Here is a 24,664-nt window from a genome sequence, read left to right on the forward strand (position 1 = left end):
AGTTGGAAGGACTAGTTCGTGGCAGGCATCTTTGAACGCATCGCGATGGTGTTCCGCTCCAAGGCCAACAAGGCGCTGGACAAGGCGGAGGACCCCCGCGAAACGCTCGACTACTCGTACCAGAAGCAGCTTGAGCTCCTGCAGAACGTCCGCCGCGGCGTGGCGGACGTCGCCACGAGCCGGAAGCGGGTGGAGCTGCAGGCCAGCAAGCTCAACCAGGAGGTCGAGCGGCTGCAGAGCGCGGCGCAGCGAGCACTCGAATCCAATCGTGAGGACCTCGCCCGCGAGGCCCTGACCCGGAAGTCCGGCCTCCAGCAGCAGCTCGTCGACCTGCAGGCCCAGCACGCCCAGCTCCAGGGCGAGGAGGAGAAGCTGGTCCGGGCCAGCTCGAGGCTGCAGGCCAAGGTCGACGCCTTCCGCACCCGCAAGGAGACGATCAAGGCCACCTACTCGGCCGCCGAGGCCCAGACGCGGATCAACGAGGCCTTCACCGGCATCTCGGAGGAGATGAGCGACGTCGGCCTCGCGATCCAGCGGGCGGAGGACAAGACCCTCGAACTGCAGGCGCGGGCATCTGCCGTCGACGAGCTGATCGCCTCCGGCGCGCTCGAGGACTCGAGCGGTGCCCTGAACGACGTGACCCGCGAGCTCGACGCCCTGGCGGCGGACGCATCGGTGGAGAGCGAACTGGCTGCGATGAAGGCACAGCTCACGGGTGGCCCGGCCTCCCGTGGCCAGCTGAACGCGCCGCAGCAGGGCGCAGCGACGCAGCAGTCCGGCGCACAGCCGCAGTACGGATCGCAGGAGGAGTCGGGACGATGATCGTTCGCGTGCTTGGTGAGGGGCAGTGGGTGCTGGAGCCCGAGCACCTCGAGGCCCTCGACGCGGTGGACGTCGAACTGGAGAACGCCGTACAGGCCGGGGACGAGGAGAAGATGCGCGACGCCCTGAGCCGCCTCTTCGACGGCATCCGCGAGCTCGGCACCCCGGTGCCCGACGACGTGCTCGCCGAGTCCGACCTCGTGATGCCGGATCCGGACTCCACGCTCGAAGAGGTCAAGATGCTGCTCGACTCGACGTCCGAGTACTTCGGGTTGCTGCCCGACGGCCAGGGCTCGGAAGAGCCGGCGGAGAGTTGAGGGTCGTCGTCGCCTCCGACGCGATCGGGGGCCTCGACGCCCGTACCGCGGCCGAGACGATCGGCGCGGCCTTCCGTGAGGAGGGGGCCGAGGTGGCCGTCATCGTCCTCGCGCCGGACGCGCCGACGCCGGACACCCAGGCCCGCCTCGCCGCCGCGCTGCGCGAGGGGGCCACGGTCGTGGACTGCACGCAGTTGCGGGTCGACGACCTCGGCGCCGGCCTCCTCGCCTGCTACGCCGACACTCCGCGCGCGGGTCTCGACGAGCTCCGCCGCGAGATTGGCGGGCGTGCACTCACCGTCGTCGTCCACGGCGAGGAGTTGCAGGCGCCGCTGACCGGGCTGTCGGGTACCGCCGTGACCAGCTCCAGGGAGGCGGGGGAGGACCTCGCCGCCGGGCTCGCCGCCGACGCGCGGGCGGTCGCCTGGCTGCGGGAACTCGGGCTCTCCGACGTGCCGGGCGCCGGGGCGGCCGGTGGCCTCGGCGCCCTGTTCCTGGCCTGCGGGGCCCGACTGGCGGACAGGCTGGACATCGCCATGGAGGCCACCGACTTCCCGCGCACCGCGAGAGAGGCCGACCTCGTGGTCACAGGTTGCACGGAGCTCGACTTCCACGCGAAGGGGGGCGCGCTCGTCAGCCGCGTCGTGGAGGTGGCCGAGCGGGCGCTGCGCCCGGTGATCGTGGTGGCCGGGAGGAACTTCGTCTCCTCCCGGGAACTCCGCATGGCGGGCATCGAGTCCGCGTACGCCGTCCACTTCTCGGCCGACGAGCGTCCCGTCACCCGTGACGCCCTCGCGGACCTCGCCGCGAAGGTCGCCGGCACGTGGCGGTTCTGAGCGGCGAACGACGCTTTGGGTGCCGCACACCGTCCGCGTACACTGGCCATTACCAATTCCCTAGATGATGGAGTCAGCGTGACTGATACTCAGATTGATGCACCCGCGGGCGTCACCCTCACCGAGGATGCCGTCAAGAAGGTGCGCGCTCTGCTCGAAGCAGAGGGTCGCGACGATCTTTCGCTCCGCATCGCCGTGCAGCCGGGCGGCTGCTCCGGTCTGCGGTACCAGCTCTACTTCGACGATCGCGAGCTCGACGGCGACGTCCCGACCGAGTACGAAGGCGTCAAGGTCGTCACCGACCGGATGAGCGCTCCCTACCTGGGAGGCGCCTCGATCGACTTCGTCGACACCATCCAGCAGCAGGGGTTCACCATCGACAACCCCAACGCCGGCGGCTCCTGCGCCTGCGGCGACTCTTTCCACTGACGCACAAACTCATTAAGCTAGCACCCCCGGGTTGATCGGTTTCACCCGGGGGTGCTTTTATGCACTAAGGTTGCTCCTGCAGTGCTGTTCAGGCGGATTTCACGGGTCGTCTGGCACCAGAGTTGGAAGGCTTACGAGTGGAGAGAAACAATCCTCAGCCGGGGCGCCGCCGCCGCGCGACGATGACGTTCGCCGGCGTGATGTCGCTCATCTGGTTGTCCGGTTGTTCTGGTCAGGCGGCGAGGTTCGGGCTCCCCGAGCCGGCGTCGGAGCAGGCCCCGGTCATGGGCGACCTCTGGGTGGGCTTCTGGATCGCGGCGTTCGTCGTCGGCGGTCTCGTGTGGGGCCTCATCATCTGGTCGATCATCCGCTACCGCCGCAAGGACGGCGACGCGGAGGTCCCGCGCCAGACCAAGTACCACCTGCCGCTCGAACTGCTCTACACGCTCGTGCCGTTCCTGATCATCGGCGTCCTCTTCCTCTACACCATCAAGGCGTCGGACCAGGTGCTGAGCCAGGAGTCCGAGCCCGACGTCGTCATCGACGTGATCGGGCAGAAGTGGTCCTGGACGTTCAACTACCACGGGGCCGATGACCCGGAGATCGGCGTCGACGCGCACACCGTGGGCACCCTGGAGAAGATCCCTGACCTGTACCTGCCCGTCGACCAGACGGTGCGGTTCAACCTCGACGCGGCCGACGTCATCCACTCGTTCTGGATCCCGTCGTTCTACTTCAAGATGGATGCCATCCCCGGCCACCCGAACTCGTTCGACGTGACCCCCAACCGCATCGGGGTCTACGACGGCAAGTGCGCGGAGCTCTGCGGCGAGATGCACGCGGCCATGATCTTCAAGGTGCACATCGTGAGCCAGGAGGAGTACGCCGAGTACATCCGCACGCTCGCCGACAACGGCAACGAGGGCCTCGTCGAGATGCCCCAGACGCTGAAGCACATCGTGCCTTCGGCGGCCAACCAGGAGGAGGAGTGATGACCAGCGACGGCATCGCGATGCGCGCGCAGGTCGCGCCCGCCGAGACCACCGGGTCCGACCACAAGCTCGGCACCATGTTCATGAAGTACGTCACCACCACCGACCACAAGGTGCTGGGCAACATGTACTTCGTCACGGCCATGGCGTTCTTCATGTTCGGCGGCGTGCTCGCCCTGGTGATCCGGGCCGAGCTCGCGAACCCGGGCATGCAGTTCCTGAACTACGAGACGTTCAACCAGTTCTTCACCATGCACGGCACGATCATGCTGCTGATGTTCGCGACGCCCATGTTCGCGGGCTTCGGCAACGCGCTGATCCCGCTGCAGATCGGCGCGCCGGACGTCGCCTTCCCGCGCCTGAACGCCTTCGCCTACTGGCTCTACCTGCTGGGCTCGCTGATGGCCTGCGCGGGCTTCCTCAGCCCCGGCGGCGCGGCCAGCTTCGGCTGGTTCGCCTACGCCCCGCTGTCCACGGCGATCCACTCGCCCGGCTTCGGCGGCAACCTCTGGGTGTTCGGCCTCTACCTGCTGGGCCTGTCGTCGATCCTCGGCGCCGTGAACTTCATCACGACGATCATCTGCATGCGCGCCCCGGGCATGACGATGTTTCGCATGCCGATCTTCACCTGGAACATCCTCGTCACCTCGATGATGGTGATCATGGTGTTCCCGGTGCTCGGCGCCGCGCTCCTCGTGCTCGGCTCGGACCGCGTGCTCGGGTCCCACATCTTCGACCCGGCATCCGGCGGCGCGCTCCTGTGGCAGCACCTGTTCTGGTTCTTCGGCCACCCCGAGGTGTACATCATCGCGCTGCCGTTCTTCGGCATCATCACCGAGGTGCTGGCCGTGTTCAGCCGCAAGCCGGTCTTCGGCTACTACGGCCTCGTGTTCGCGACCCTCGCGATCGGCGCCCTGTCGGTGTCCGTCTGGGCGCACCACATGTTCGTCACCGGTGCGGTGAACCTGCCGTTCTTCTCGTTCATGACGTTCATGATCGCCATCCCGACGGGCGTGAAGTACTTCAACTGGATCGGCACGATGTGGCGGGGGTCGATCACCATGACCTCGGCGATGATCTTCGCGATCGGCTTCCTGGTGACGTTCCTGTTCGGCGGCCTCACCGGCATCATCCTCGCGTCGCCGTCGCTGGACTTCCAGGTCTCCGACACCTACTTCGTCGTGGCGCACTTCCACTACGTCGTGTTCGGCACCGTCGTGTTCGCCACCTTCGCAGGCTTCTACTACTGGTGGCCGAAGTTCACCGGCCGGATGCTCAACGAGCGGCTCGGCAAGGTCCACTTCTGGACGTTGTTCATCGGTTTCCACCTGACCTTCCTCATCCAGCACTGGCTGGGCGTGGCGGGCATGCAGCGCCGAATCGCCGACTACGGCGCGTGGGAGGGCTTCACGGTGATGAACCAGATCTCCACCTTCGGCGCGTTCCTGCTCGGGCTCTCGATGCTGCCGTTCCTCTGGAACGTCTGGATCACCCGCAACGCACCCAAGGTCGAGGTCAACGACCCCTGGGGCTGGGGCCGCTCGCTCGAGTGGGCCACCTCGAGCCCGCCGCCGCGGCACAACTTCACCACGCTGCCGCGCATCCGCTCCGCGAGCCCCGCGTTCGACGCGCAGCACCCCGAACTGGCTGACGAGATGCACTACGACGACCCGGGCGAGTACCTCGACGCGGCCGTGTCCGAGCCCGTCCACGAGATCGAAGAGGAGCTCAAGAAGTGAAGACCGAAGCCTGGGTGTTCTGGTTCATCGTCATCTTCTTCGGTGTCGTGACGCCGGTCTACTGGTTCATGTCGAACGAGATCATCGGCACGGTCGCGCTGGGGTTCACGTTCCTGCTCGGTCTCATGATCGCGGCGTTCCTGACCTATGAGTCCCGCAACTTCGACCCGCGTCCGGAGGACCGCAAGGACGGGGAGATCCACGAGGGTGCCGGCGCGTACGGGTTCTTCCCCCCGAAGAGTATCTGGCCGTTCTGGTCCGCGCTGGTCGTGATGGTCATCTTCCTCGGCCCTGCGCTCGAGCAGGGCTGGATCTCGCTCATCGGCTTCGGCCTGGGCTTCTGGGCCTGTGCGGGCTGGGTCCTCGAGTTCTACCGCGGCGACTACCAGCACTGACGGCTCGACCGCACTGACATGGAAGAAGGGCGCCCCGCGGGGCGCCCTTCTTTCGCGTTCTCGTCCACCGCTGGTCACCAGCTCTGCGCGACGGGGCGGCCCTCCTCGTAGCCGGAGCCGGACTGGATCCCGACGACTGCCCGGTCGGCGAACTCCGACAGGTTGCGGGCCCCGGCGTAGGTGCAGGAGGAGCGCACGCCCGAGGTGATCCAGTCGAGGAGGTCCTCGACGCCGGGACGCTGCGGGTCCAGGTACATGCGGGAGCTCGAGATCCCCTCCTCGAAGAGGGCCGCGCGGGCGCGGCTGAAGGGGGACTGGTCCCGCGTGCGGTTGCGCACGGCGCGCGCGGAGGCCATGCCGAAGGACTCCTTGTAGATGCGTCCGTCGTTGTCGTTCATCAGGTTGCCGGTGGACTCGTAGGTGCCGGCGAACCAGGACCCGATCATCACCGAACCGGCGCCCGCGGCGAGGGCGAGCGCGACGTCGCGGGGGTGGCGCACACCGCCGTCCGCCCAGATCGCCTTCCCGTGTTCCTTCGCGGCCGCCGCGCACTCGAGCACGGCGGAGAACTGGGGCCGGCCCACGCCGGTCTGCATGCGGGTGGTGCACATCGCGCCGGGCCCGACGCCCACCTTGACGATGTCCGCGCCGGCGGCGACGAGGTCCGTCACGCCTTCGGCGGTGACGACGTTGCCGGCCACGATGAGGACCTGGCGGCCGGTCTCGCGGGCGTACTCGTCGCGTACCTCGCGGGCGATGCCGAGCGCCGAGATCATCTTCTCCTGGAAGCCGTGCGCCGTGTCCATGACGAGGACGTCGGCGCGGTTGTCGAGGGCTGCCCGCACCTTGCTGCGGACGTCCCCGTTGATGCCGACGGCGACGCCGGCCCGCAGGCGGCCCTCGGCGTCGAGGGCGGGGGAGTAGATCGTGGAGCGGAGCGCTCCCTTGGCGGTCGTCACGCCGACGAGGAGGCCCTCTGCGTCCACGGCCACGGCGAGCTCCTGGTGGGCCGCGGAGAGCGCGTTGAAGACCGACTCCGGGTCACTGTCCGCGTCGACGGTGAGCAGGTCGGTGGTCATCACGTCGCGGGCCTGCGAGAAGCGGTCGACGCCGTCGGCCTGTTCCGGCGACACGAGGCCCATCGGCCGGTCCCCGTCGACGACCACGGCGACCCCGTGCGCCCGCTTGGGGATGAGGCTCAGCGTCTCGCCCAGCGTCGTGGTGGGGTCGACGGTGACGGCGGTGTCGAAGAGCGGGTGGGAGCGCTTCACCTTCGCGATCGACTTCCCGACGACGTCGCTGGGGATGTCCTGGGGGAAGATCGCCAGCCCGCCGCGGCGGGCCATCGTCTCGGCCATCCGGCGGCCGGAGACCGCGGTCATGTTGGCGGCGACGAGTGGCGTCGGCGTGGCGAGCCCGTCCGTGGAGGTGAGGTCCACGTCGAGGCGGGAGGTGACGTCAGACCGGCTGGGCACCATGAAGACGTCCGAGTAGGTCAGGTCGTATGTCGGGTCGGTGAGGAATCGCACCCATCAAGTATGACAGCGAACGGCGGACGGGCCCCACTCCCGCGGGGAGTGGGGCCCGTCCGTACCGTCTCAGTGGCGGCCGCTGTGCTCCGGCACCTTGACGTCCTCCTCGGGGGACCCGGTGCCGATGGCGTGCTGCGCCTCGTGGTGGTGCGCGTCCTCGAGCTCCTCGCGCGTGGGCTTCCGGATGTCGCGGCCGAGGTACCAGCGGGAGAGCCGCTCACGGAACCTGGAGACCTTCGGCGTGCCGGCGACTCCGGTGGGCCCGGTGCCGTCGTCGGCCACCAGCACGGGGTACTGGATGTGCTGCGTGAGTGCATGCAGCTCGCCGGCGGGCACGGGGACGTGGTCCTCGTAGTAGTTGCCCTCGGGGGTCCGGACGATCTCGCCGGTCTCGGAACCGTGCAGCGCACGTTCGCGGTCCGCCCGCTGGAGCGAGAGACAGATCCTCCGAGTGACGAAGAAGGCGATGATCGGGCCCAGGATCACGGCGATGCGCAGGAACACCGTGATGTCGTTGAGGCTCAGCTGGAACCGCGTGGCGATGATGTCGTTGGCGCCACCGATCCAGAAGAAGCCGTACCACGTCATGCCCGCCACGCCGAGTGCGGTGCGCGTCGGGGCGTTGCGCGGACGGTCCAGGATGTGGTGCTCGCGCTTGTCGCCCGTGATCCACGCCTCGATGAACGGCCAGAGGCCGAGCGCGGTGAAGAGGATGCCCATCAGACCGACGCCGGGGAGGAAGATCGCCCAGCTCCAGGTCGTGGAGCCGATGTGCCACTCCCAGTTGGGCCAGATGCGCACGGCCCCCTCGAGCCAGCCCATGTACCAGTCCGGCTGGGAGCCGGCCGTGACCTTGGCCGGGTCGTACGGGCCGTAGAGCCACACCGGGTTGATCTGGAACAGGCCGCCGAACAGCACCATGGTGCCGAACACGATGAAGAAGAAGCCGCCGGCCTTGGCCATGTAGACGGGGAACAGCGGGTAACCGACGACGTTGTTCTCCGTGCGGCCCGGGCCGGGGTACTGGGTGTGCTTGTGGTACACCACGAGCGCGAGGTGCGCCGAGATGAGCGCCAGCAGCAGGCCGGGGATCAGCAGGATGTGCACCATGTAGAGCCGCGAGATGATCAGCCCGCCGGGGTACTCGCCGCCGAAGACGAAGAACTCCACCCAGGTGCCGACGATCGGGATCGAACGGATCAGTCCGTCGGCGAACCGCAGACCGGTGCCGGAGAGGAGGTCGTCGGGGAGGGAGTAGCCGGAGAAGCCCGCCAGGAGGGCGAACGTCAGCAGGCCGACGCCGATGAGCCAGTTGGCCTCGCGCGGCTTGCGGAAGGCGCCGGTGAAGAACACGCGGAGCATGTGCACCGTCACGGAGGCGACGAACAGCAGCGCGGACCAGTGGTGGATCTGGCGCAGCAGGAGGCCGCCGCGCACGTCGAACGAGATGTCCAGCGTGGAGGCGAACGCCTCGGAGACCATCAGCCCCTTCATGAGCTGGTACGAGCCGTCGTACTCCACCTCCGCCATGGAGGGCTTGAACCAGATCGTCAGGAAGATGCCCGTGAGGAGACACACGATGAACGTGTAGAGGGCGATCTCGCCGAGCAGGAAGCTCCAGTGGTCGGGGAAGACCTTGCGGAGCCCGAACTTCGTGATCTTGCCGACGCCGAGACGCTCGTCGACCGCTGCGGCCGACCCGGCCAACGGGTGCTTCTTGTCGTGGACGGCGGGACGCCCGTTGAGGACGTCACGACCCTCGTCCGCGACGGTGGTGGGCTTGGCCATCACGCGTCACCATCCTCGTAGTCGTTGCGGGAGTCGCGCTCCCAGTAGCTCGGTCCGACGGGGACCGTGAAGTCGCTCTGCGCGACGAGGTAGCCCTCGTCGTTGACGGTGATCGGCAGCTGCGGCAGGGAGCGCGCCGCGGGGCCGAAGACCACGACGCCCGAGTTGCCGAGGTCGAAGGTCGACTGGTGGCAGGGGCAGAGCAGGTGGTGCGTCTGGCGCTCCCAGAGCGAGATGGGGCAGCCCACGTGCGTGCAGATCTTGGAGTAGGCGAGAATCCCGGAGACGTGCCAGTCGCTGCGCGACTCGGGGATCTTGATGTCGTTCGGATCCATCCGGACGATGATGATCGCCGACTTGGACTTCGCCTGCTGGTACTCCACGCCGTGCAGGTCCTGCAGGTTGGAGGGCTGTGCGTTGACGAGCTGGCCGATCTCCAGGTCTGAGGCCCGGATGGGCTCGAAGGTGACGTCGTTGACCAGCAGCACCTCCTCCTCCGGGGCGGCCGCGAAGAGCGTGCGCTCGAGCGTGCGCTCGCGCAGCTCCTTCGTGGGCCACGGGCCCATGTCGGCCAGCGTGACGACCGCCGGGAGGACGGCGAAGCCGATGGCGCCACCGAGGGCCCCCAGGATCAGGGGGCGACGGCGAACGCCGGAGTCGGCGACGCCCGCCTCGTACTTCGCGACGGCGATCGCCCGGGTCTCCGCGTCGGACGCGGCGCTGTGCCGCTCCTCGACCATCTCGTGGTCGTTCATGATCGTCTTGGCCCACTGCACGGCGCCGAGACCGATGAGGAGGACCGCCAGGCCGCCGGTGAGGCCGAGGAGCACGTTGTGGGCGCTCGCCCGGACGAAGGTGGCGCCGGCGAAGCCGATGTCGAGGATCGCGTCACGCGGCACCGCGAAGTAGATCACGATGAACGCGATCGCGAGGATCGGCACGGCGCCGAACATCGCCAGCACCGAGTAGTACGCGCGGTTGCCCGCGCCCTTGTCGACGTCGGTGTAGCGCTCCACGTGCTCCGGCAGGCCCGGGTCGGGCAGGGACAGCCCGAACTCGGGGTCCTTGACGGGGAGGTGCTTGCTGCTCATCGTGCGCGCGCTCCATTCTTCGCGATCCAGAAGGCGACGAGGGAGAGGCCGCCGATGCCGAGGAGGAAGATCCACAGGCCCTCGGAGACCGGGCCGTTGTTGCCCATCCCGAGACCGCCGTACTGGGGCTGCTCGCTGGCCTCGTTGAGGTAGCCGATGATCTGGCGGACGTCCTCGTCCTCGAGGACGTCCTTGCTGAACATGGGCATCTGCTGCGGCCCGGTGCGGATGGCCTCGTAGATGTGGACGTTCTCGGTGTCGGCGAGGCTCGGGGCCTGCTTGCCCTCGGGCATCGCACCGCCGCCGCCCACGATGCCGTGGCAGGCGGAGCAGTTGGCGCGGAAGAGGGCGCCGCCGCGGGCGATCTCCTCCTCGGAGAGGCCCTCGGGCTCGTACTGGCTGGCCTCTGGGACGGCGGGGCCTGGACCGAAGGTGGCGACGTAGGCGGCCACCGCGTCGATCTGCTCCTGGCTGTACTGGACCTCACGCACGGGGATCTGCGCCTCCGCGCGGGCGGCCGGCATGCGGCCGGTGCCCATCTGGAAGTCGACGGAGGCGGCTCCGACGCCGATCAGCGAGGGACCCGTGGTCTGGCCCTCGCCGTTGAGCCCGTGGCAAGAGGAGCACGACACGTCGAAGAGCGCCTTGCCCTCGGCGATCTGCTGCGTCATCTCGGTGTCCGCCGAGCTCGTCTGGGGGATCACGGCGGAGTACGCCACACCCACGACCAGGAGCGCCAGGACCAGCAACCAGGGGCGCGCGAGGGACTTGCGCCTGCGCTTGGATTCGGTGTTCAAGTGAGTGCTCCTAGCGGGTTAACGGAGGAAGTAGATGACGCTGAACAGGAGGATCCAGATCACGTCCACGAAGTGCCAGTAGTAGCTGACGACGTGGGCGGAGACCGTCTGTTCGTGCGTGTGCGTGCGGGTCATGTACGAGCGCGCCAGCACGAACCAGAAGGCGATGATTCCGCCCAGGACGTGCAGGCCATGGAACCCGGTGGCGAGGAAGAAGGCCGACCAGTACTGGTTCGTGCCGATGTTGAACCCCTCGGAGAACAGCGTGAAGTACTCCCAGATCTGGCCGGAGATGAAAATCGAGCCGAGGATCGCCGTGATGATGAAGCCCTGGCGCAGTCCCATCTTCAGCGGGTTGAACCAGGAGCCGTTCACGCGGCCGGCGGAGGCGGCGTTGGCGGCGAACTGACAGGTGAAGGAGCTGAACACGAGGATCGCGGTGTTGATCGCGCCGAACGTCACGTCCAGGTGTGCGGACTCCGTCGCCCACAGCGCCGGCGTGCCCGCCTCGGCGGCGATCTCGTTGGTGGTGTTGCGGAGCATGAAGTACGCCGCGAACAGCGTCGCGAAGAACATCAACTCGCTCGCGAGCCACACCCAGACGCCCACGGCGACCATGTCGGGGCGGCCCTTGGGGGCGTTGAGACGTGAACCGGGAACCTCGTGCAGGGCACCTGAAGGCATCTGCCCTATGCGCCGTTGCGTATCTTCATTCGTGACCACGGGGCCATTATTGCCGCAAAAGGGCCGTACGTCACGCCGGCGACCGTTTTAAAGTGACCCCGCCTCGGAACGGGCGATAGGCTCGTGGGACAATGCCCGCTATGCCTGTCGCCTTCTCGGCGCTTATCCCGCTGCACGCGAACCCGGACGACGCCATCGAACCGCTGGTCGGATGGCAGTACCTCACCGCGTGGACCTTCCCCTGGTGGGTGGTCCTGTCGCTCACCATCATCGCATGCCTGTACCTCTACGGAGTCCGGATCCTGCACAAGCGAGGCGATCGCTGGCCGCTGTGGCGCACGTTCTCGTTCGTCGTCCTGGGGCTGGGCCTGATCGCGGTCGCCACCTTCAGCTTCCTTGGTGTGTACGACACGGTGCTGTTCTGGACGCACATGATCCAGCACATGGTGCTCAACATGATCGCCCCGGTATTCCTGGTCTCCGGCGCGCCCATGACGCTCGCGATCCGGGTGCTCCCGGTCCGGCCCCGCAAGTGGCTCCTGGCCGTCCTGCACAGCTGGGTGGCGAAGGTGCTCCTGTTCCCGCCGCTCACCCTCGGCATCATGATCGCGAGCCCGTTCCTCCTCTACCTCACCGGTTGGTACGAGCTGACGCTCACCAACGACTTCCACCACGACCTGCTCCACATCTACATGGTGACCATCGGCTACCTCTTCTTCACGCCGCTGCTGGGCACCGACCCGCAGCCGTACAAGGTGCCGTACCCGCTGCGCATCCTCATGTTCATCCTCACCATGCCGTTCCACGCATTCCTCGGCGTCATGATCATGGGCTCGCGCCGGCTGATCGCCGAGGAGTGGTACGTCGCCTTCGAGCGTGACTGGGGGCTGAGCCCGCTCGACGACCAGGCCTGGGCGGGCGGGCTGATGTGGGCGACGGGCGACCTCACCATGGCGGCCGCCATGACGATCATCTTCGTCCGGTGGATCCAGGAGTCCAAGCGTGAGGAGCGTCGTCACGACCGCATGATGGATCGCGAGGAGGCGCGGGCCCGTGCGGCGGCGGCCGCTGCGGAAGGGCTAGACTCTGCCGAGACGCACGAGAATTCCAATAAGGATGCAACATGACGAACGACCCCTTGAAGGTGCTGGTCTACTCGGACAACCGGCTGGTCCGGGAACAGGTCAGGCTCACTCTCGGCAGGAAGGTCGCCGGCGACCTCCCCGAGATCGAGGTCTTCGAGGTGGCCACCCACTCGGCGGTCCTGCGTGCGCTCGACTCCGGCACCGACTACTCACTCGTCATCCTCGACGGTGAGGCGCAGCCCTCCGGCGGCTTCGGGCTGGCCTACCAACTGAAGGACGAGTACGCGAACTGCCCGCCGGTCATGCTGCTCATCAAGCGCGGCGTCGACGCGTGGCTCGCCACCTGGTCGAAGGCGGAGGCCATCGCGCCTTACCCGTTGGACCCGTTCCAGATGCCCGAGCAGGCCGCCAACCTGCTGCGTGCGCGTCTGGCCGCCTGATGTACACCTGGCCCGAAATCCTGACCGGCCTGGTCCGCAGCGAGGGGCTCGAGACCGACGGCGCCATGTGGGCGCTCGACGAGATCCTCAACGGCCGCGCCTCCGACGTGCAGATCGCGGCGCTGCTGACCGCGCTCCGCGCGAAGGGCGAGACGGAGGACGAGATCCGCGGTCTCGCCCAGGCGATGCTGAACAACTCGCTGCCCATCGAACTCACCCGCGAGGCGGTCGACATCGTCGGCACCGGCGGTGACCGCGCCAACACGGTCAACATCTCCACCATGGCGGCCATCGTCGCCTCCTCCGCCGGCGCCCGCGTGGTCAAGCACGGCTCGCGGGCCGCGTCCTCCCAGTCGGGCACCGCGGACACGCTGGAGGCCCTCGGCGTGAACATCGAGGTGGCGCCCGAGAAGCAGGCCGGGATCCTCGAGCGCACCAACATCGCGTTCCTGTTCGCGCAGCTGTACCACTCGGCGATGAAGAACGTCAGCGCCGTGCGCCGCCAGCTCGCGATCCAGACCACGTTCAACTTCCTCGGCCCGCTCGCCAACCCCGCGCAACCCCTGGCCATGGCGCTGGGCGTCGCCGACGACGAGATGGCGCCGGTCATGGCGCGGGTCATCGCGTCGCGCGGCGGACGGGGGTTGGTGTTCCGCGGGTTCGACGGCCTCGACGAGCTGACCACCACATCTCCATCCGACGTCTGGGTGGTGGCCGACGGCAAGGTCCACCGGACCGCGCTGGACCCGCAGAAGCTCGGCCTCGCGCCGGCCGCGCCCGCCGACCTCGTGGGGGGACCGCCCGCGCACAACGCGCAGGTGGCGCGTGAACTCGTCGAGGGCAAGCGGGGACCGGTGCGCGACATCGTGCTGCTGAACGCCGCAGCGGCGCTGCTCGCCTTCCACGGCCCCGAGCTCGAGGAGGAGGTCGAGCCGCAGGTCGGTCGCTACCTGGACCAGGCCGCAGAGGCGATCGACAGCGGGCGCAGCCGCGAGAACCTGGACCTCTGGATCGAGCTCACGAACCGCTGACCGGCCACCACACCGCGACGAGCGGGCCCAGCCACAGCCACGGCCCGTACGGCAGGAGGCGCCGGCCGCGCACGGTGAAGGCGATCGCGGCGACGGCGCCCAGCGCCGTCCCGACGAGGAACGCCCACACCCAGCCGACGGCGCCCCCCGGCCCGGCGACCGCCCCGATCACCGCGGCGAGCCGCACGTCGCCGAACCCGAACGAGCTGCTGAACCGCCACACCAGCCAGAAGACGCCGTAGGCGGCCACTGCCCCGACGAACGACGCTAGGCCGGCCCACGGGTCCGCCACGGCGCGCAGCGACACTCCCGCCCCGACGAGCACCCACATCGGGTACATCAGGCGGTTGGGCAGGTAGGTGGTGTGCGCGTCGACGTAGACCAATGGGGCCCCGAGCGCGACGTAGCCGAACCAGGCCGGCCAGGCCTCCGGCGGCGTGGCGAGGTAGACGCTGCCGGCGGCGGCGGCTAGGGCGCCGGCCACGGTCGCGTGCCGCGCGGTGCCGAGGCGGGAGAAGTCCGGTCGCTCGTCGCCCTCCTCGACGAAGGCGGTCAGCCGCGGGGCCACGAACCGTTGCACGGCGACGGCGACGGCCACCGTCGAGATCCACACCACCCACAGCCACATGGCCAGCACGATAACGCCTCGGGCTTCGCCCGCGCGCCGGGCGCCACGGGGTTGTGGAGAAGCCGGGGACGCGAGACGGGGCGCCGCCGCAGCGACGCCCCGCCCTCGATCGGTCGTGTCAGCGCTGTGCGCGCGTGAAGCCCGCCCTCTCGGCGGCCTCCTCGGACTCGAACCACACCTCGGCGATGGTGCGCTCGTACCCACCCGAGCCCGGGACGTGGTACTTCATCGAGCGCTCGTTGCCCTTGATGGTGAAGCCCTCGGGCGGGGTCTCGCCCACGTAGGAGCCCTCTCCGTACCGGGCCTCGGTGCCGGTCGCCGACTCGGAGGCCGACTCGGCGGCCGGCTCGGCGGCGACGGCCTCCTCCGTCTGCTCCTGGATGCGGTCCTGCTCAGGCATCGACTCGGCCACCTCCTCGGTGGCCTCCCGGGCGACCGCCTCGTTCTCGGCGGCCTCGGACATCGCGTCCGAGTCGGCGGCGACCTTGGCGGCGGTGGCGAAGGTGTCGTTGTTGTTGACGTACGCGCGGGACGGCTCGTGCGCGGTCCAGCCGTCGTCCTTCGGCGCCAGGAAGTGGCGCACCGCCGCGACGGCGCCCGCGACGATGGCTCCGAGGGCGATCACCTTGACGAAGGTCTTGAAGGGGTTCGTCTTCTTGACCGGCTTGATCGCCTCGGCCAGGCGCTCGGGGTGCTCGGCGGCGGCGTGCAGCGCGCGGGAGAGTCGCGGCAGGTAGTCGTCGGCGACCTTGTAGCGGGCGGTCTCGACGGCCGGCTGGACCCTGTCGAGTGCGCCGCGGAGCTGCGGTTCGATCTCGTCCAGCTTGCGGGCGGCGTAGTCCGCGGAGCGGACGCGCGCGTCGTGGATCGCGGGCGCGGCCTGCGCCTGCGCCTTCGCCAGCGCATCCTGCGCCCTGACGAGTCCCTCGTCGAGCAGCACCTGCGCCTTGATCATCGATTCCTTGAGTGCCTTCTGCCCGTACTCGGCGGCGGCGGATGCCTGATCCGCGGCGGCCTTCCGTAGCTCTTGTGACTTTCGCACAAGTACCTCCCATGATTGTTGTGGCTCGTGGTCGAGCAGCCTCTACGCTACCCGCCGATCGGGTTGCATGAAGGGTTGCGGGGCAGAAAGCTGGGGATCTGCAAGACTGGACGCCAGCCAATCGAAAGGAAGCCAGTGAGCACCGCCACTTTGCACACCAACCGCGGCGACATCGCCATCGAGTTGTTCGACGACCACGCGCCGAACACGGTCGCGAACTTCACGGGTCTCGCCAGCGGTCAGAAGGAGTACCAGGACGCGCAGACCGGCGAGCGCCGGACGGGCAACTTCTACGACGGCCTGACGTTCCACCGTGTGATCGACGGCTTCATGATCCAGGGCGGGTGCCCCCGCGGTGACGGCCGCGGCGGCCCCGGCTACCAGTTCGCCGACGAGTTCCACCCCGAGCTGCAGTTCGACCGCCCCTACCTGCTGGCCATGGCCAACGCGGGACCCGGGACCAACGGCTCGCAGTTCTTCATCACGGTGGCCCCGACGCCGCACCTGAACCGCCGCCACACCATCTTCGGCGAAGTGACCGACGAGGCCTCCCGCAAGGTGGTCGACGAGATCGCCTCCACCAAGACCGGGCCGATGGACCGGCCCGTCGAGCCGGTCGTCATCGAGTCCGTCACCATCTCCTGACGCACCCGCGGTCAGCTGGCCAGCGGCAGCTCGGACGGCCCGAGCAGCTGCGTGGCCAGCTGGCTGGGCGTCAGCCCCGCCCTGAGCGGCCACGCCCACTCTCCCTCGATCTCGATCAGGCGGATGCCCGGCAGCTCAAGCCAGGCCGCCACGCGCTCCGCCTCCTCCACGGTGCAGGCGGGCAGCCCCGTACCGGGCGGCAGCACCGTCTCGCCGGCAACGGCGGCAGCCTCCGCGGTCTCCCTCGCGGTCCTCGACGGCGCATGGGCCGCGGCGGCCAGCTTCCCGTAGCGGATGACGTGGATGTCCCAGCCGCCCGCCACCGGCAGGCCCGCCACGATCTGCGGGCAAGCCGCCAACGACTTGAGCCGATGCAGCCGCACCGACGCGCGCACGTAGGCCTCCAGCCGTCGCGAGATCTCCCCGGCTTCCTCGTAGCGCTGCCCCTCGACAAGCTTGCGCATGCGGGCCGTCACGGCGTCGAGCACGGGGTCGACGTCGCCGGTCCAGGCGGCGCGGACGGCCTCCACGATCCCGTCGTAGGCCTTGGCGCCGTCGCCCAACAGGCAGGGGGCGACGCAGCGTCCCATCTCGCCCAGCGCGCAACTGGCGCTCGCGGTGTGCGCCGACAACCGGGTGTTGCAGCGTCGCAGCTTGAAGGCGTCGAACAGCGCGAACGACACCTCCTCGGCCGCGCGCCGGCTGGTGAACGGCCCGAAGTGCGGTGCGTCGCTGCGCACCTGCGCCACGACGGAGAGGCGGGGGAAGGCCTCGTCGGTGAGCCGCAGCCACTTCAGTTGCTCCTGCTTCTTCGAGCGGCGGTTGTACCGGGGGCCGAGGCTCAGGATCATGCGCAGCTCGCGCACCTCGGCCTCGAGGTCCGTGGCGCACTCGACGTGCCTTACCGCGGTGGCGACCCGGACCATCTCGTGGATGCGGGCGCGCTTCTCACCGGCCGAGAAGTACGAGCGGACGCGTCGGCGCAGGTTGTTGGACTTCCCGACGTAGAGCACCTCCTCCGGGCGCCCCTCGTCCTCCCGCACGAAGTAGTAGACGCCCGGACGCTCGGGCAGGTCCTGGGCCCAGGTGCGCTTCGCGCGGCGGTCGGGGGAGACCTGCAGCGTGAACTCGAGCAGATCCTCGAGCGTGTGGACGCCCAAGTTGCCGACCCGTTCGAGGAGCCCGTGGAGGACGTCGACGGTGGCGCGGGCGTCGGAGAGCGCCCGGTGGTTGGGCACGGTGGTGGCGCCGAAGTGCGCGGCCAGGGTGGCCAGCTTGCAGTTGCGGACCTCGTCGCGGAGCAGCGCGCAACGGGCCAGGGCGACGGTGTCCACGACGGAGGGGCGCGGCCAGGTCAGCCCCACCTCCGCGTAGCCGCGCTTCAGGAAGCCGACGTCGAAGCGGGCGTTGTGCGCGACGAGCGTGGCCCCGGCGGCGAAGTCCGCGAACCGGGGCAGCACGTCGTCCAAGGAGGGCGCCGTGGCGACCATCTGCTGCGAGATGCCGGTGAGGACCTGTATCATCGCCGGGATGGGCTGGTCGGGGCGCACGAGCGTCTGGAACTCGCCGATGACCTCACCGGCCCGGACCTTCACCGCCCCGATCTCCGTGATCGAGGAGTCGGGGCCGCCGCCGGTGGTCTCGAGGTCGACGACCACGAAGGTGACCTCGGGCAGGAAGGTGCCCAGGTCGTCGAAGGACGGCTGGAGATCGAGGACGGATTCCGACATGCCCCGCAGAGTAGTCACGGCCTCTGACAGGGATCGACCGACCCGCGGTCGGCGATTCTGCGATACCCGTTTGGGAATACCCTGAGGAGGGCTTAGGATTCTCTCAGATTTCCAGTCGTCAACCAGGAGCACCACGTGAAGCTCGCCCGCCTCGTACTGACGGGGATCGTCGTCGGATCCCTGCTGGCCGTCGACAACCTCGCCTTCTCGGACCCCGACGCGGTGTCGGAGGCCAAGAGCCAACTCGACTCCCTCCACGAGCAGGTGTCCGCCATCGAGCAGGAGGCCATCGACGCGGGTGCCAAGGCCGAGCAGGCCAGGGCCGACCTCGAGCGTGCGCAGCAGGACCTGCGCACCCAGGAAGAACGTGTCGCCAAGCTCTCCGACGAGATCGGCGGGCTGGCCGTCATGCAGATGCAGCAGGGCACGTTCGACCTCACGATGGAGCTCCTCACCACCGCCACTGACGACACCTTCCTGAGCTCGCTCGCCACCATCCAGTCGGAGACGGAGCGCTCCAACGCCAGCCTGCAGCAGTTGCAGAATGACCAGGCACGACTGGACGTCCTGCGCGCCCAGGCAGAGCAGGCCAAGGGCGAGATGGAGGCCAACCTCGCCACGCTGGAGCAGCGCGCCGAGGAGTACAAGGCCAAGGAGGCCGAAGCCCAGCGCGTCTACGACCAGCTGAAGGCCGAGGAGCAGGAGCGTCTGCGCCGACTCCAGGAAGAGGAGGAGCGGCGCGCCGCCGAGGCTGCCCGCCGCGAGGCGGAGGCCGCCGAGGCGCGGCTGGCCGCACGCCGGCCCAGCAACTCCCGCAGCGAGGAGCGTGCCTCCGAGACCGCTGCCCCGGCAGCAGCATCAGCAGCGGCAGCGGAGCCGACGCCTGTCGCCGCCCCCGACGGCAGCCGCGCCCAACGGGTCATCAACGCCGCCCTCGCGCAGGTGGGCAAGCAGTACGTGATGGGCACCGCGGGGCCGAACACCTTCGACTGCTCCGGGCTCACCTCCTACGCGTACCGCCAGGTGGGCATCAGCCTGCCCCGCACGTCCCGGGCCCAGTACTCCGGCGCGGGGCGCGCCGTCTCTCTTAGCGACATCCAGCCCGGCGACCTCGTGTTCTACTACTCCGGCCCGAGCCACGTCGGCATCTACATCGGAAACGGCAAGATCGTGCACGCGGCCAACCCGCGCACCGACGTCAACGTCGCCGGCCTCCACTCGATGCCGATCAAGGGCGTCCGCCGCGTCCTCTGACGTCCCGACGGATTCGCGCGCTCCTTTGTCCACCGTCGGAGGACGGTCCTAGACTGACCTCCGACCCACGACGAAGGAGCGCGTTGCTTACCTACCAGCTCTTCAAGCAGTTGATCTTCCGGCCGCTGGTGAAGTGGGGCTTCCGGGCCCGCGTCATCGGCATGGAGAACGTGCCAGCGGGCGGGGGCGCGATCCTGGCGAGCAACCACATCGCCACCATGGACTCGATCATCATCCCGGCGATGCTGCCGCGCGAGGTGACGTTCCCGGCCAAGGCCGAACTGTTCAAGGGCACGAGCGCGGGCGGCCGCATCGTCGCATGGTTCCTGCGTTCGGTGGGCATGGTGCCCATGGAGCGCGGAGGCGGCAGGGCTGCAGCCGAGTCGCTCCAGAAGATCTCCAAGGTGCTGGCCGAGGGCAAGCTCGTCGCGATCTACCCCGAGGGCACCCGCTCCCCGGACGGCAGGCTGTACAAGGGCCACACCGGGATGGCGCGCATGGCGCTGCGGCACGACGTGCCCGTGCTGCCCGTGGGGGTGGTCGGCGCGCAGACGGTACGCGGGCTATTCGGCATCCCGTGGGTCCGCAGGCCGCTCGTCGTGGTGGGGGAGCCCCTCTACTTCGGGGAGTACGCGGGCAGCAACGAGATGAAGGTGCAGCGCTACGTCACCGACGAGGTCATGGCCGCCATCCAGCGCCTCACGGGCCAGGCCTACGTCGACGTCTACGGTTCCCGCGTCAAGCACGGCGACCTCAAGGGCGCGGACCTCACCCAGTACGAGATCGAGGGCCCCGGGGGCAAGGAGCCGCCCGCGGTCGCCCCGGAGGCCGGGTGAGCCAGCCCGCGCGCCGGCGTGCGGAGCCTGCCGACGGATCCTCCGCCGCAGCGCGGCTGTGGGGTCGGCTGATCGATCCTGCCCTGTGGGTGCCGTCACGCCACGACGTGCTCGGACGCGTCTACCAGGTGGCGATGTTCGCCCGCCTGTCGCTCGGGTTCCATGCGGTCTTCGTCGACCTCTTCCTGGTGCTGCCGAGGGCCACGAACCCGGGCGTCGTCTGGGGCGTGGCGGCGGGCGTGCTCGTCTGGACGGTCGTCATCTCGCTGGTGATGATGCGCCCGTCGCGGCGCCGGCCGGGCGCATTCGTCGCCGATGCGCTCGTGACGTTCTCGCTGGTCGCCGTGACCGCCCTCGCGGTGGAGCCGGGCGGCGCGGAGCTCTCGCTCGCCGGTTACTGGCTCGTCGGCGCACCGCTCTACGCGGCGATCTTCTGGTCCACCTGGGGAGGGGTCGCCAGCGCGGCGATCGTGTCCAGCGCGCTGTTCGTCGTGCCGGCGCACGCGAACGTGCAGCGCGCCGGCATCACGTTCACGGTCCTCCTCGTCGCGTTCTGCGTCGGCATCCTGATCACCCAGATCCGTGCGACCATCACCGAGCGCGACGCGGAGCGCAGCAAGATGGCGGCCCTCGCCGAGCGCGAGCGCCTGTCCCGCATCGTGCACGACGGTGCCCTCCAGGTCCTCGCGCTCGTGGAGCGGGAGGGCCCGACGCTCGGTCCCCGCGGGAGTAGGCTCGCCTCGCTCGCGCGGGAGTGCGAGTCCCAGCTGCGCATCCACCTGCAGGACCGGGACGTCACCGGGGTGGACGTCGACGAGAGCGTCGACCTGGCCTCCACGCTGGCCATGTACTCGACCGCGAAGGTGACGGTGTCCACCATGGCCGGGGAGGTGCTCGTGCCGCGCTCCATCGTCGAGGAGATCGAGGGCACGCTGCAGGAGATCCTGCTCAACGTCGAGAAGCACGCGGGGCCCGACACGGAGGTGTGGGTGCTGCTCGACCAGGAGGTCGACGACGAGGTGATCCTCTGGGTGCGCGACAACGGTGCCGGCATGGCGGCCGACCAGGCGCGACGCGCCGCCGAGCAGGGACGATTCGGCATCCGGGACTCGATCATCGGTAGGATCTCGGCCATCGGCGGCTCCGCAATCCTCAAGTCCGCGCCCGGCGCCGGCACGGAGTGGGAGCTACGCATTCCGACCGACGTGGAGTAGAGGCAAGTGGACAAACCGGAACGCAACCGCGTGATGCTCGTCGACGACCACCCGATGTGGATCGACGCCCTCAGCGAGGACCTCACGGCGGTCGGCTTCGAGATCGTGGCGGTGGCGAAGAACGGCACCGAGTGCCTGCAGCGGGCACGGGCGACGAAGCCCGACGTCCTGGTGATGGACCTGCAGATCCCGGAGCCGGACGGCGCCACGTGCATCGACATCCTGATCAAGGAGTTCCCGAACCTCCACGTCCTGGTCATGTCGGCCTCGGGGGAGCGCGAGGACGTGCTGCGGGCGATGAAGGCCGGGGCGAAGGGCTACCAGGTGAAGTCGGCGTCCAAGGAGGAGCTCATCGAGGGCGTCCGCCGCACCGCCGACGGCGACGCGGTGTTCACGCCGGGGCTGGCCGGCCTCGTGCTCGGCGAGTTCCGCCGGATGGTGAGTGTGGCCCGCGCCCACAACGACGAGGGGCCGATCCTCACCTCCCGGGAGGTGGAGGTGCTGCGGCTCGTGGCCAAGGGGCTGGCGTACCGGGAGATCGCGGAGGAGCTGTTCGTCTCCCACCGGACGGTGCAGAACCACGTGCAGAACGTGCTGCGCAAACTGCAGCTGCACAACCGGGTCGAGCTCACGCTCTACGCCATCGACCAGGGGATCCACGACCCCAACGCCTGAGCTGTCCACGCTCGGTCCCGAGCTGTGGGAGGTTTGCGCGGTTGCGGTAATCTCGGCGCCATGTCCAGCCTTTTGTCCCGGGAAGAACTACGCGCGCTGCCACAGGTCCAGCAGCCGACGTATCCCGACAACGCCGTGCTCGATCGGGTCATCACCGATCTCGAGCACCGCCCCCCGCTGGTGTTCGCCGGGGAGTGCGACGACCTGCGCCAGCACCTCGCGGCGGTGGCGGAGGGCCGGGCCTTCCTGCTGCAGGGCGGCGACTGCGCGGAGACGTTCGACGGCGTCAGCGCCGACGCGATCAAGCGCAAGCTGATGGTCCAGCTCTCGATGGCGGTCGTCATGACCTACGCCGCGCAGGTGCCGGTGGTCAAGGTCGGCCGCATCGCCGGCCAGTACGCCAAGCCGCGCTCCCGCGACGGCGAGACCCGCGGCGGCGTCACGCTGCCCAGCTACCGCGGCGACGCGGTGAACGGCTTCGACTTCACCCCCGAGTCGCGGGCCCACGACCCCGAGCGACTGCTGCGCGTCTACAACTCGTCGGCGGCCACGCTGAACCTCGTGCGCGCCTTCACCAAGGGCGGACTCGCCGACCTGCGCGGCGTCCACACCTGGAACGCCGAGTTCGTCCGTGACTCCCGCGTCGAGTCGGAGTACGAGGAGCTCGCCACCGAGATCGAGCGGGCGCTCGCGTTCATGGTCGCCTGCGGCGTGCGCGACGAGTCGCTCAGCACCGTCGACTTCTACGCCAGCCACGAGGCCCTGCTCCTGGAGTACGAGCGCGCGCTGACCCGCATCGACTCCCGCACCGGTCTCCCGTACAACGTCTCCGGCCACTTCCTGTGGATCGGCGAGCGCACCCGCCAACTCGACGGCGCGCACGTGGAGATGTTGCGCCGCGTGCGCAACCCGCTGGGCATCAAGCTCGGCCCCACGACCACGCCCGAGCAGGCCATCCAGTTGGCGGACGCGCTCGACCCCGACCACGAGCCCGGCCGCATCACGTTCATCACGCGGATGGGCGCCGGCAAGGTGCGCGACGTCCTGCCGAACGTGATCCAGGGCGTCGAGGCGACGGGCCGCAAGGTGGCCTGGGTGTGCGACCCGATGCACGGCAACACGTTCGAGGCCGCCAACGGTTACAAGACGCGGTCCGTGGCCGACGTGGTCGAGGAGGTCAACGGCTTCTTCGACGTGCACGACCAGCTCGGCACCTGGCCCGGCGGGCTCCACGTCGAGCTCACCGGCGACGACGTCACGGAGTGCGTCGGTGGCACGTACCTCCTCACCGAGGAGGACCTCGCGACGCGCTACGAGACCGCCTGCGACCCGCGCCTGAACCGCAACCAGTCGCTGGAGCTGGCGTTCATCGTCGCCAAGCGGCTGCGCGAGCGCAACGGCAAGCACCCGAACCCGGTGCAGGAGTACTCGCTCAAGGAGTTCTGACCTCGGCCTCCGGCACCGGTCGGGGCCAGACACCCAGGTTCTGCCAGACGAAGTCCGGCACCCGTGCGAAGAACTCGCGGAGGAAGTCGTCGGCTGCCTCCAGCTCGGCCACGCCCCAGCGTCCTCCCTCGGGGATGCGGACGTGGCCGTTCGTGCGGATGTGCACCCGCGGCGCACCGCGCTCGAGGAGCCAGTGCATCATCCGTGGGTGCAGCACATCGTAGGCGAACTTCTTGTCGGCGGCCGTGACCTTGTACGCCTCGTTGAACTGCGACGACTCGAACTGCAGGCCCGAGCGGTCGTTCGCGATGCCGAGCGGGTTGGAGCCGAGGTCGAGTGCGCCGAACGGGAACGTGACGTGGAACGGGCACAGGTACTCGGTGTGGTTGCGGGTGTGGGTCCGGCCGTCCTTGTCGCGGTGTGTGGTCTTCCACCGGTGCTCGAGCCGGACGAACCCTATGCCGTCCCTCTCGCCGTGGACGATGTCCCACGCCTCGTGGCTGTGTCCGCCCCGCGTGTACGGCACCCTGGCGAGCCAGGAGTCGTCGCGGGGGATGTAGACCCAGTCGGGACGGTGGGTGAAGGAGAGGTGGCCCGGCGCGTCGGGCGCGGCGAACCCGTCGGCCGCCCGGGAGACGGCCTCGGCCAGACGCGCCCCGGTCTCGACCGCCGCGTACAGCGCGTCAGCCTTGGCGGGCACGTCGAGGACGACCAGCCGGGCGTGGTCGATGGTCACCTCGTGACCGAGCTCGGGCACGAGCTCCGCGAGGACGGGCGCCAGCGCGTCGGCGAAGCGCGCGTCCTCCGCGTGGACGGTGCAGTTGCCGACGGTCCGCGTCGACGCCCCGGGCAGGGCCGGGACCCTGCCGGGCCGCCCGTGGGCGCGTGCGTGGAGGTGGGGCAGCGGACGCGGCAGCGGGAGGATGACGACGTAGTGGTCCGAGCGCCAGCCGTCGTGGTCGTACTCCAGCGCCTTGAACGCCCAGCCGCTCGTCGACGTGCCGTGGACCATGTCGTCGACGCGGCGGCGGAAGCCGGACCCGAAGGGCGGGTGGTTGAGCCCCACGACGTGCTGGATCGACGGGGAGGTCTCGAACTGCCAGCCGTGGGCCTTCAGGCTCTGCACGTAGCGCCAGCGGAGCACCCCCCAGACGGCGAGCCCGGCCAGCGCCAGGGCGCCGACGACGATGGCGATCAGGGTGACGTCGGACATCTT

24 protein-coding genes and 1 pseudogene are annotated in these 24,664 nt (G+C 69.2%); 16 read left to right on the forward strand and 9 right to left on the reverse strand.

Features of this window, described 5'->3' with window-relative positions; all coding sequences use genetic code 11:
• Positions 1-18: 18 nt before the first annotated feature.
• The 7 genes from BLR46_RS09430 to BLR46_RS09460 all read left to right on the forward strand — a co-directional run bounded on the left by BLR46_RS09430 (position 19) and on the right by BLR46_RS09460 (position 5,530).
• On the forward strand, positions 19-822 hold the full coding sequence (locus tag BLR46_RS09430) for a PspA/IM30 family protein (RefSeq protein ID WP_093251389.1): 804 nt from the start codon (positions 19-21) through the stop codon (positions 820-822).
• Positions 819-1,139, forward strand: coding sequence for a PspA-associated protein PspAA (gene pspAA, locus BLR46_RS09435; protein ID WP_176761729.1), 321 nt, complete (start codon positions 819-821; stop codon positions 1,137-1,139). Before BLR46_RS09430 ends, pspAA begins: the two co-directional genes overlap by 4 nt.
• A complete protein-coding gene (locus BLR46_RS09440) occupies positions 1,136-1,975 on the forward strand; it encodes a glycerate kinase (RefSeq protein WP_093251392.1) in 840 nt (279 codons plus the stop codon). The genes pspAA and BLR46_RS09440 overlap by 4 nt, the downstream gene beginning before the upstream one ends.
• Positions 1,976-2,053: 78 nt before the next feature.
• The gene (locus BLR46_RS09445; protein WP_093251393.1) at positions 2,054-2,404 is read left to right on the forward strand and encodes a HesB/IscA family protein; all 351 of its coding nucleotides are present in this window, start codon (positions 2,054-2,056) and stop codon (positions 2,402-2,404) included.
• A 137-nt stretch (positions 2,405-2,541) separates the two neighbouring features.
• Positions 2,542-3,396: an aa3-type cytochrome oxidase subunit II gene (gene ctaC, locus BLR46_RS09450; protein ID WP_483887616.1), complete on the forward strand. Its 855-nt coding sequence runs from the start codon at positions 2,542-2,544 to the stop codon at positions 3,394-3,396.
• Positions 3,396-5,135 (forward strand): aa3-type cytochrome oxidase subunit I, encoded by a 1,740-nt coding sequence (ctaD, locus tag BLR46_RS09455; RefSeq protein WP_093251394.1) that lies wholly within the window; start codon positions 3,396-3,398, stop codon positions 5,133-5,135. The genes ctaC and ctaD overlap by 1 nt, the downstream gene beginning before the upstream one ends.
• A complete protein-coding gene (locus BLR46_RS09460; RefSeq protein ID WP_093251395.1) occupies positions 5,132-5,530 on the forward strand; it encodes a cytochrome c oxidase subunit 4 in 399 nt (132 codons plus the stop codon). Before ctaD ends, BLR46_RS09460 begins: the two co-directional genes overlap by 4 nt.
• Before the next feature lie 74 nt (positions 5,531-5,604).
• Here the strand turns inward: BLR46_RS09460 and BLR46_RS09465 are convergent, their stop codons facing one another.
• The 5 genes from BLR46_RS09465 to ctaE all read right to left on the reverse strand — a co-directional run bounded on the left by BLR46_RS09465 (position 5,605) and on the right by ctaE (position 11,422).
• On the reverse strand, positions 5,605-7,059 hold the full coding sequence (locus BLR46_RS09465; protein ID WP_093251396.1) for a GuaB1 family IMP dehydrogenase-related protein: 1,455 nt from the start codon (positions 7,057-7,059) through the stop codon (positions 5,605-5,607).
• Positions 7,060-7,128: 69 nt separating this feature from the next.
• The gene (qcrB, locus tag BLR46_RS09470; RefSeq protein ID WP_093251397.1) at positions 7,129-8,850 is read right to left on the reverse strand and encodes a cytochrome bc1 complex cytochrome b subunit; all 1,722 of its coding nucleotides are present in this window, start codon (positions 8,848-8,850) and stop codon (positions 7,129-7,131) included.
• The gene (gene qcrA, locus BLR46_RS09475) at positions 8,850-9,941 is read right to left on the reverse strand and encodes a cytochrome bc1 complex Rieske iron-sulfur subunit (RefSeq protein ID WP_093251398.1); all 1,092 of its coding nucleotides are present in this window, start codon (positions 9,939-9,941) and stop codon (positions 8,850-8,852) included. The genes qcrB and qcrA overlap by 1 nt, the downstream gene beginning before the upstream one ends.
• Positions 9,938-10,738, reverse strand: coding sequence for a cytochrome bc1 complex diheme cytochrome c subunit (gene qcrC, locus BLR46_RS09480; RefSeq protein ID WP_245701630.1), 801 nt, complete (start codon positions 10,736-10,738; stop codon positions 9,938-9,940). The genes qcrA and qcrC overlap by 4 nt, the downstream gene beginning before the upstream one ends.
• Positions 10,739-10,756: 18 nt before the next feature.
• Positions 10,757-11,422 carry a cytochrome c oxidase subunit 3 gene (gene ctaE, locus BLR46_RS09485; protein ID WP_483887617.1) on the reverse strand — a complete coding sequence of 222 codons (666 nt, stop codon included), beginning with the start codon at positions 11,420-11,422 and terminating at the stop codon, positions 10,757-10,759.
• A gap of 140 nt (positions 11,423-11,562) precedes the next feature.
• Here ctaE and BLR46_RS09490 point away from each other — a divergent pair, with 140 nt between their 5' ends.
• From BLR46_RS09490 to trpD, 3 genes are read left to right on the forward strand one after another with little or no spacing between them, the layout of a single operon-like run.
• Positions 11,563-12,549 carry a cytochrome c oxidase assembly protein gene (locus BLR46_RS09490; RefSeq protein ID WP_093251408.1) on the forward strand — a complete coding sequence of 329 codons (987 nt, stop codon included), beginning with the start codon at positions 11,563-11,565 and terminating at the stop codon, positions 12,547-12,549.
• A complete protein-coding gene (locus BLR46_RS09495; protein WP_093251409.1) occupies positions 12,546-12,947 on the forward strand; it encodes a response regulator transcription factor in 402 nt (133 codons plus the stop codon). Before BLR46_RS09490 ends, BLR46_RS09495 begins: the two co-directional genes overlap by 4 nt.
• A complete protein-coding gene (trpD, locus tag BLR46_RS09500) occupies positions 12,947-13,978 on the forward strand; it encodes an anthranilate phosphoribosyltransferase (RefSeq protein ID WP_093251410.1) in 1,032 nt (343 codons plus the stop codon). Before BLR46_RS09495 ends, trpD begins: the two co-directional genes overlap by 1 nt.
• On the opposite strand, the gene BLR46_RS09505 is transcribed toward trpD, so the two are convergent.
• Together BLR46_RS09505 and BLR46_RS15600 are read right to left on the reverse strand one after the other, a co-directional pair.
• Positions 13,965-14,606 carry a prepilin peptidase gene (locus BLR46_RS09505; RefSeq protein WP_143008264.1) on the reverse strand — a complete coding sequence of 214 codons (642 nt, stop codon included), beginning with the start codon at positions 14,604-14,606 and terminating at the stop codon, positions 13,965-13,967. The two genes, trpD and BLR46_RS09505, sit on opposite strands and share 14 nt — an antisense overlap.
• Before the next feature lie 118 nt (positions 14,607-14,724).
• Positions 14,725-14,892 (reverse strand): annotated as a pseudogene (locus BLR46_RS15600) (sunset domain-containing protein); the annotation flags it as partial.
• Between the two features lie 891 nt (positions 14,893-15,783).
• Here BLR46_RS15600 and BLR46_RS09515 point away from each other — a divergent pair.
• Positions 15,784-16,293: a peptidylprolyl isomerase gene (locus tag BLR46_RS09515; RefSeq protein ID WP_093251412.1), complete on the forward strand. Its 510-nt coding sequence runs from the start codon at positions 15,784-15,786 to the stop codon at positions 16,291-16,293.
• Positions 16,294-16,304: 11 nt separating this feature from the next.
• Here the strand turns inward: BLR46_RS09515 and BLR46_RS09520 are convergent, their stop codons facing one another.
• Positions 16,305-18,023: a DEDD exonuclease domain-containing protein gene (locus BLR46_RS09520; protein WP_093251413.1), complete on the reverse strand. Its 1,719-nt coding sequence runs from the start codon at positions 18,021-18,023 to the stop codon at positions 16,305-16,307.
• 135 nt (positions 18,024-18,158) lie between these two features.
• On the opposite strand from BLR46_RS09520, the gene BLR46_RS09525 reads away from it, so the two are divergent.
• The 5 genes from BLR46_RS09525 (at position 18,159) to BLR46_RS09545 (ending at position 23,448) form a co-directional block, all read left to right on the forward strand.
• Positions 18,159-19,277, forward strand: coding sequence for a C40 family peptidase (locus BLR46_RS09525; protein WP_093251414.1), 1,119 nt, complete (start codon positions 18,159-18,161; stop codon positions 19,275-19,277).
• Positions 19,278-19,360: 83 nt separating this feature from the next.
• Positions 19,361-20,113 carry a lysophospholipid acyltransferase family protein gene (locus BLR46_RS09530; protein ID WP_245701631.1) on the forward strand — a complete coding sequence of 251 codons (753 nt, stop codon included), beginning with the start codon at positions 19,361-19,363 and terminating at the stop codon, positions 20,111-20,113.
• Positions 20,110-21,327: a sensor histidine kinase gene (locus tag BLR46_RS09535; protein ID WP_093251416.1), complete on the forward strand. Its 1,218-nt coding sequence runs from the start codon at positions 20,110-20,112 to the stop codon at positions 21,325-21,327. Before BLR46_RS09530 ends, BLR46_RS09535 begins: the two co-directional genes overlap by 4 nt.
• A gap of 33 nt (positions 21,328-21,360) precedes the next feature.
• Positions 21,361-22,002 carry a response regulator gene (locus BLR46_RS09540; protein ID WP_176761738.1) on the forward strand — a complete coding sequence of 214 codons (642 nt, stop codon included), beginning with the start codon at positions 21,361-21,363 and terminating at the stop codon, positions 22,000-22,002.
• A gap of 60 nt (positions 22,003-22,062) precedes the next feature.
• Positions 22,063-23,448 carry a class II 3-deoxy-7-phosphoheptulonate synthase gene (locus BLR46_RS09545; RefSeq protein WP_093251422.1) on the forward strand — a complete coding sequence of 462 codons (1,386 nt, stop codon included), beginning with the start codon at positions 22,063-22,065 and terminating at the stop codon, positions 23,446-23,448.
• Here BLR46_RS09545 and BLR46_RS09550 read toward each other — a convergent pair.
• Positions 23,435-24,661 carry a hypothetical protein gene (locus BLR46_RS09550; RefSeq protein WP_093251423.1) on the reverse strand — a complete coding sequence of 409 codons (1,227 nt, stop codon included), beginning with the start codon at positions 24,659-24,661 and terminating at the stop codon, positions 23,435-23,437. The two genes, BLR46_RS09545 and BLR46_RS09550, sit on opposite strands and share 14 nt — an antisense overlap.
• Positions 24,662-24,664: the final 3 nt, after the last annotated feature.

The organism is Tessaracoccus oleiagri, from assembly GCF_900103275.1.
GTDB lineage: Bacteria > Actinomycetota > Actinomycetes > Propionibacteriales > Propionibacteriaceae > Arachnia > Arachnia oleiagri.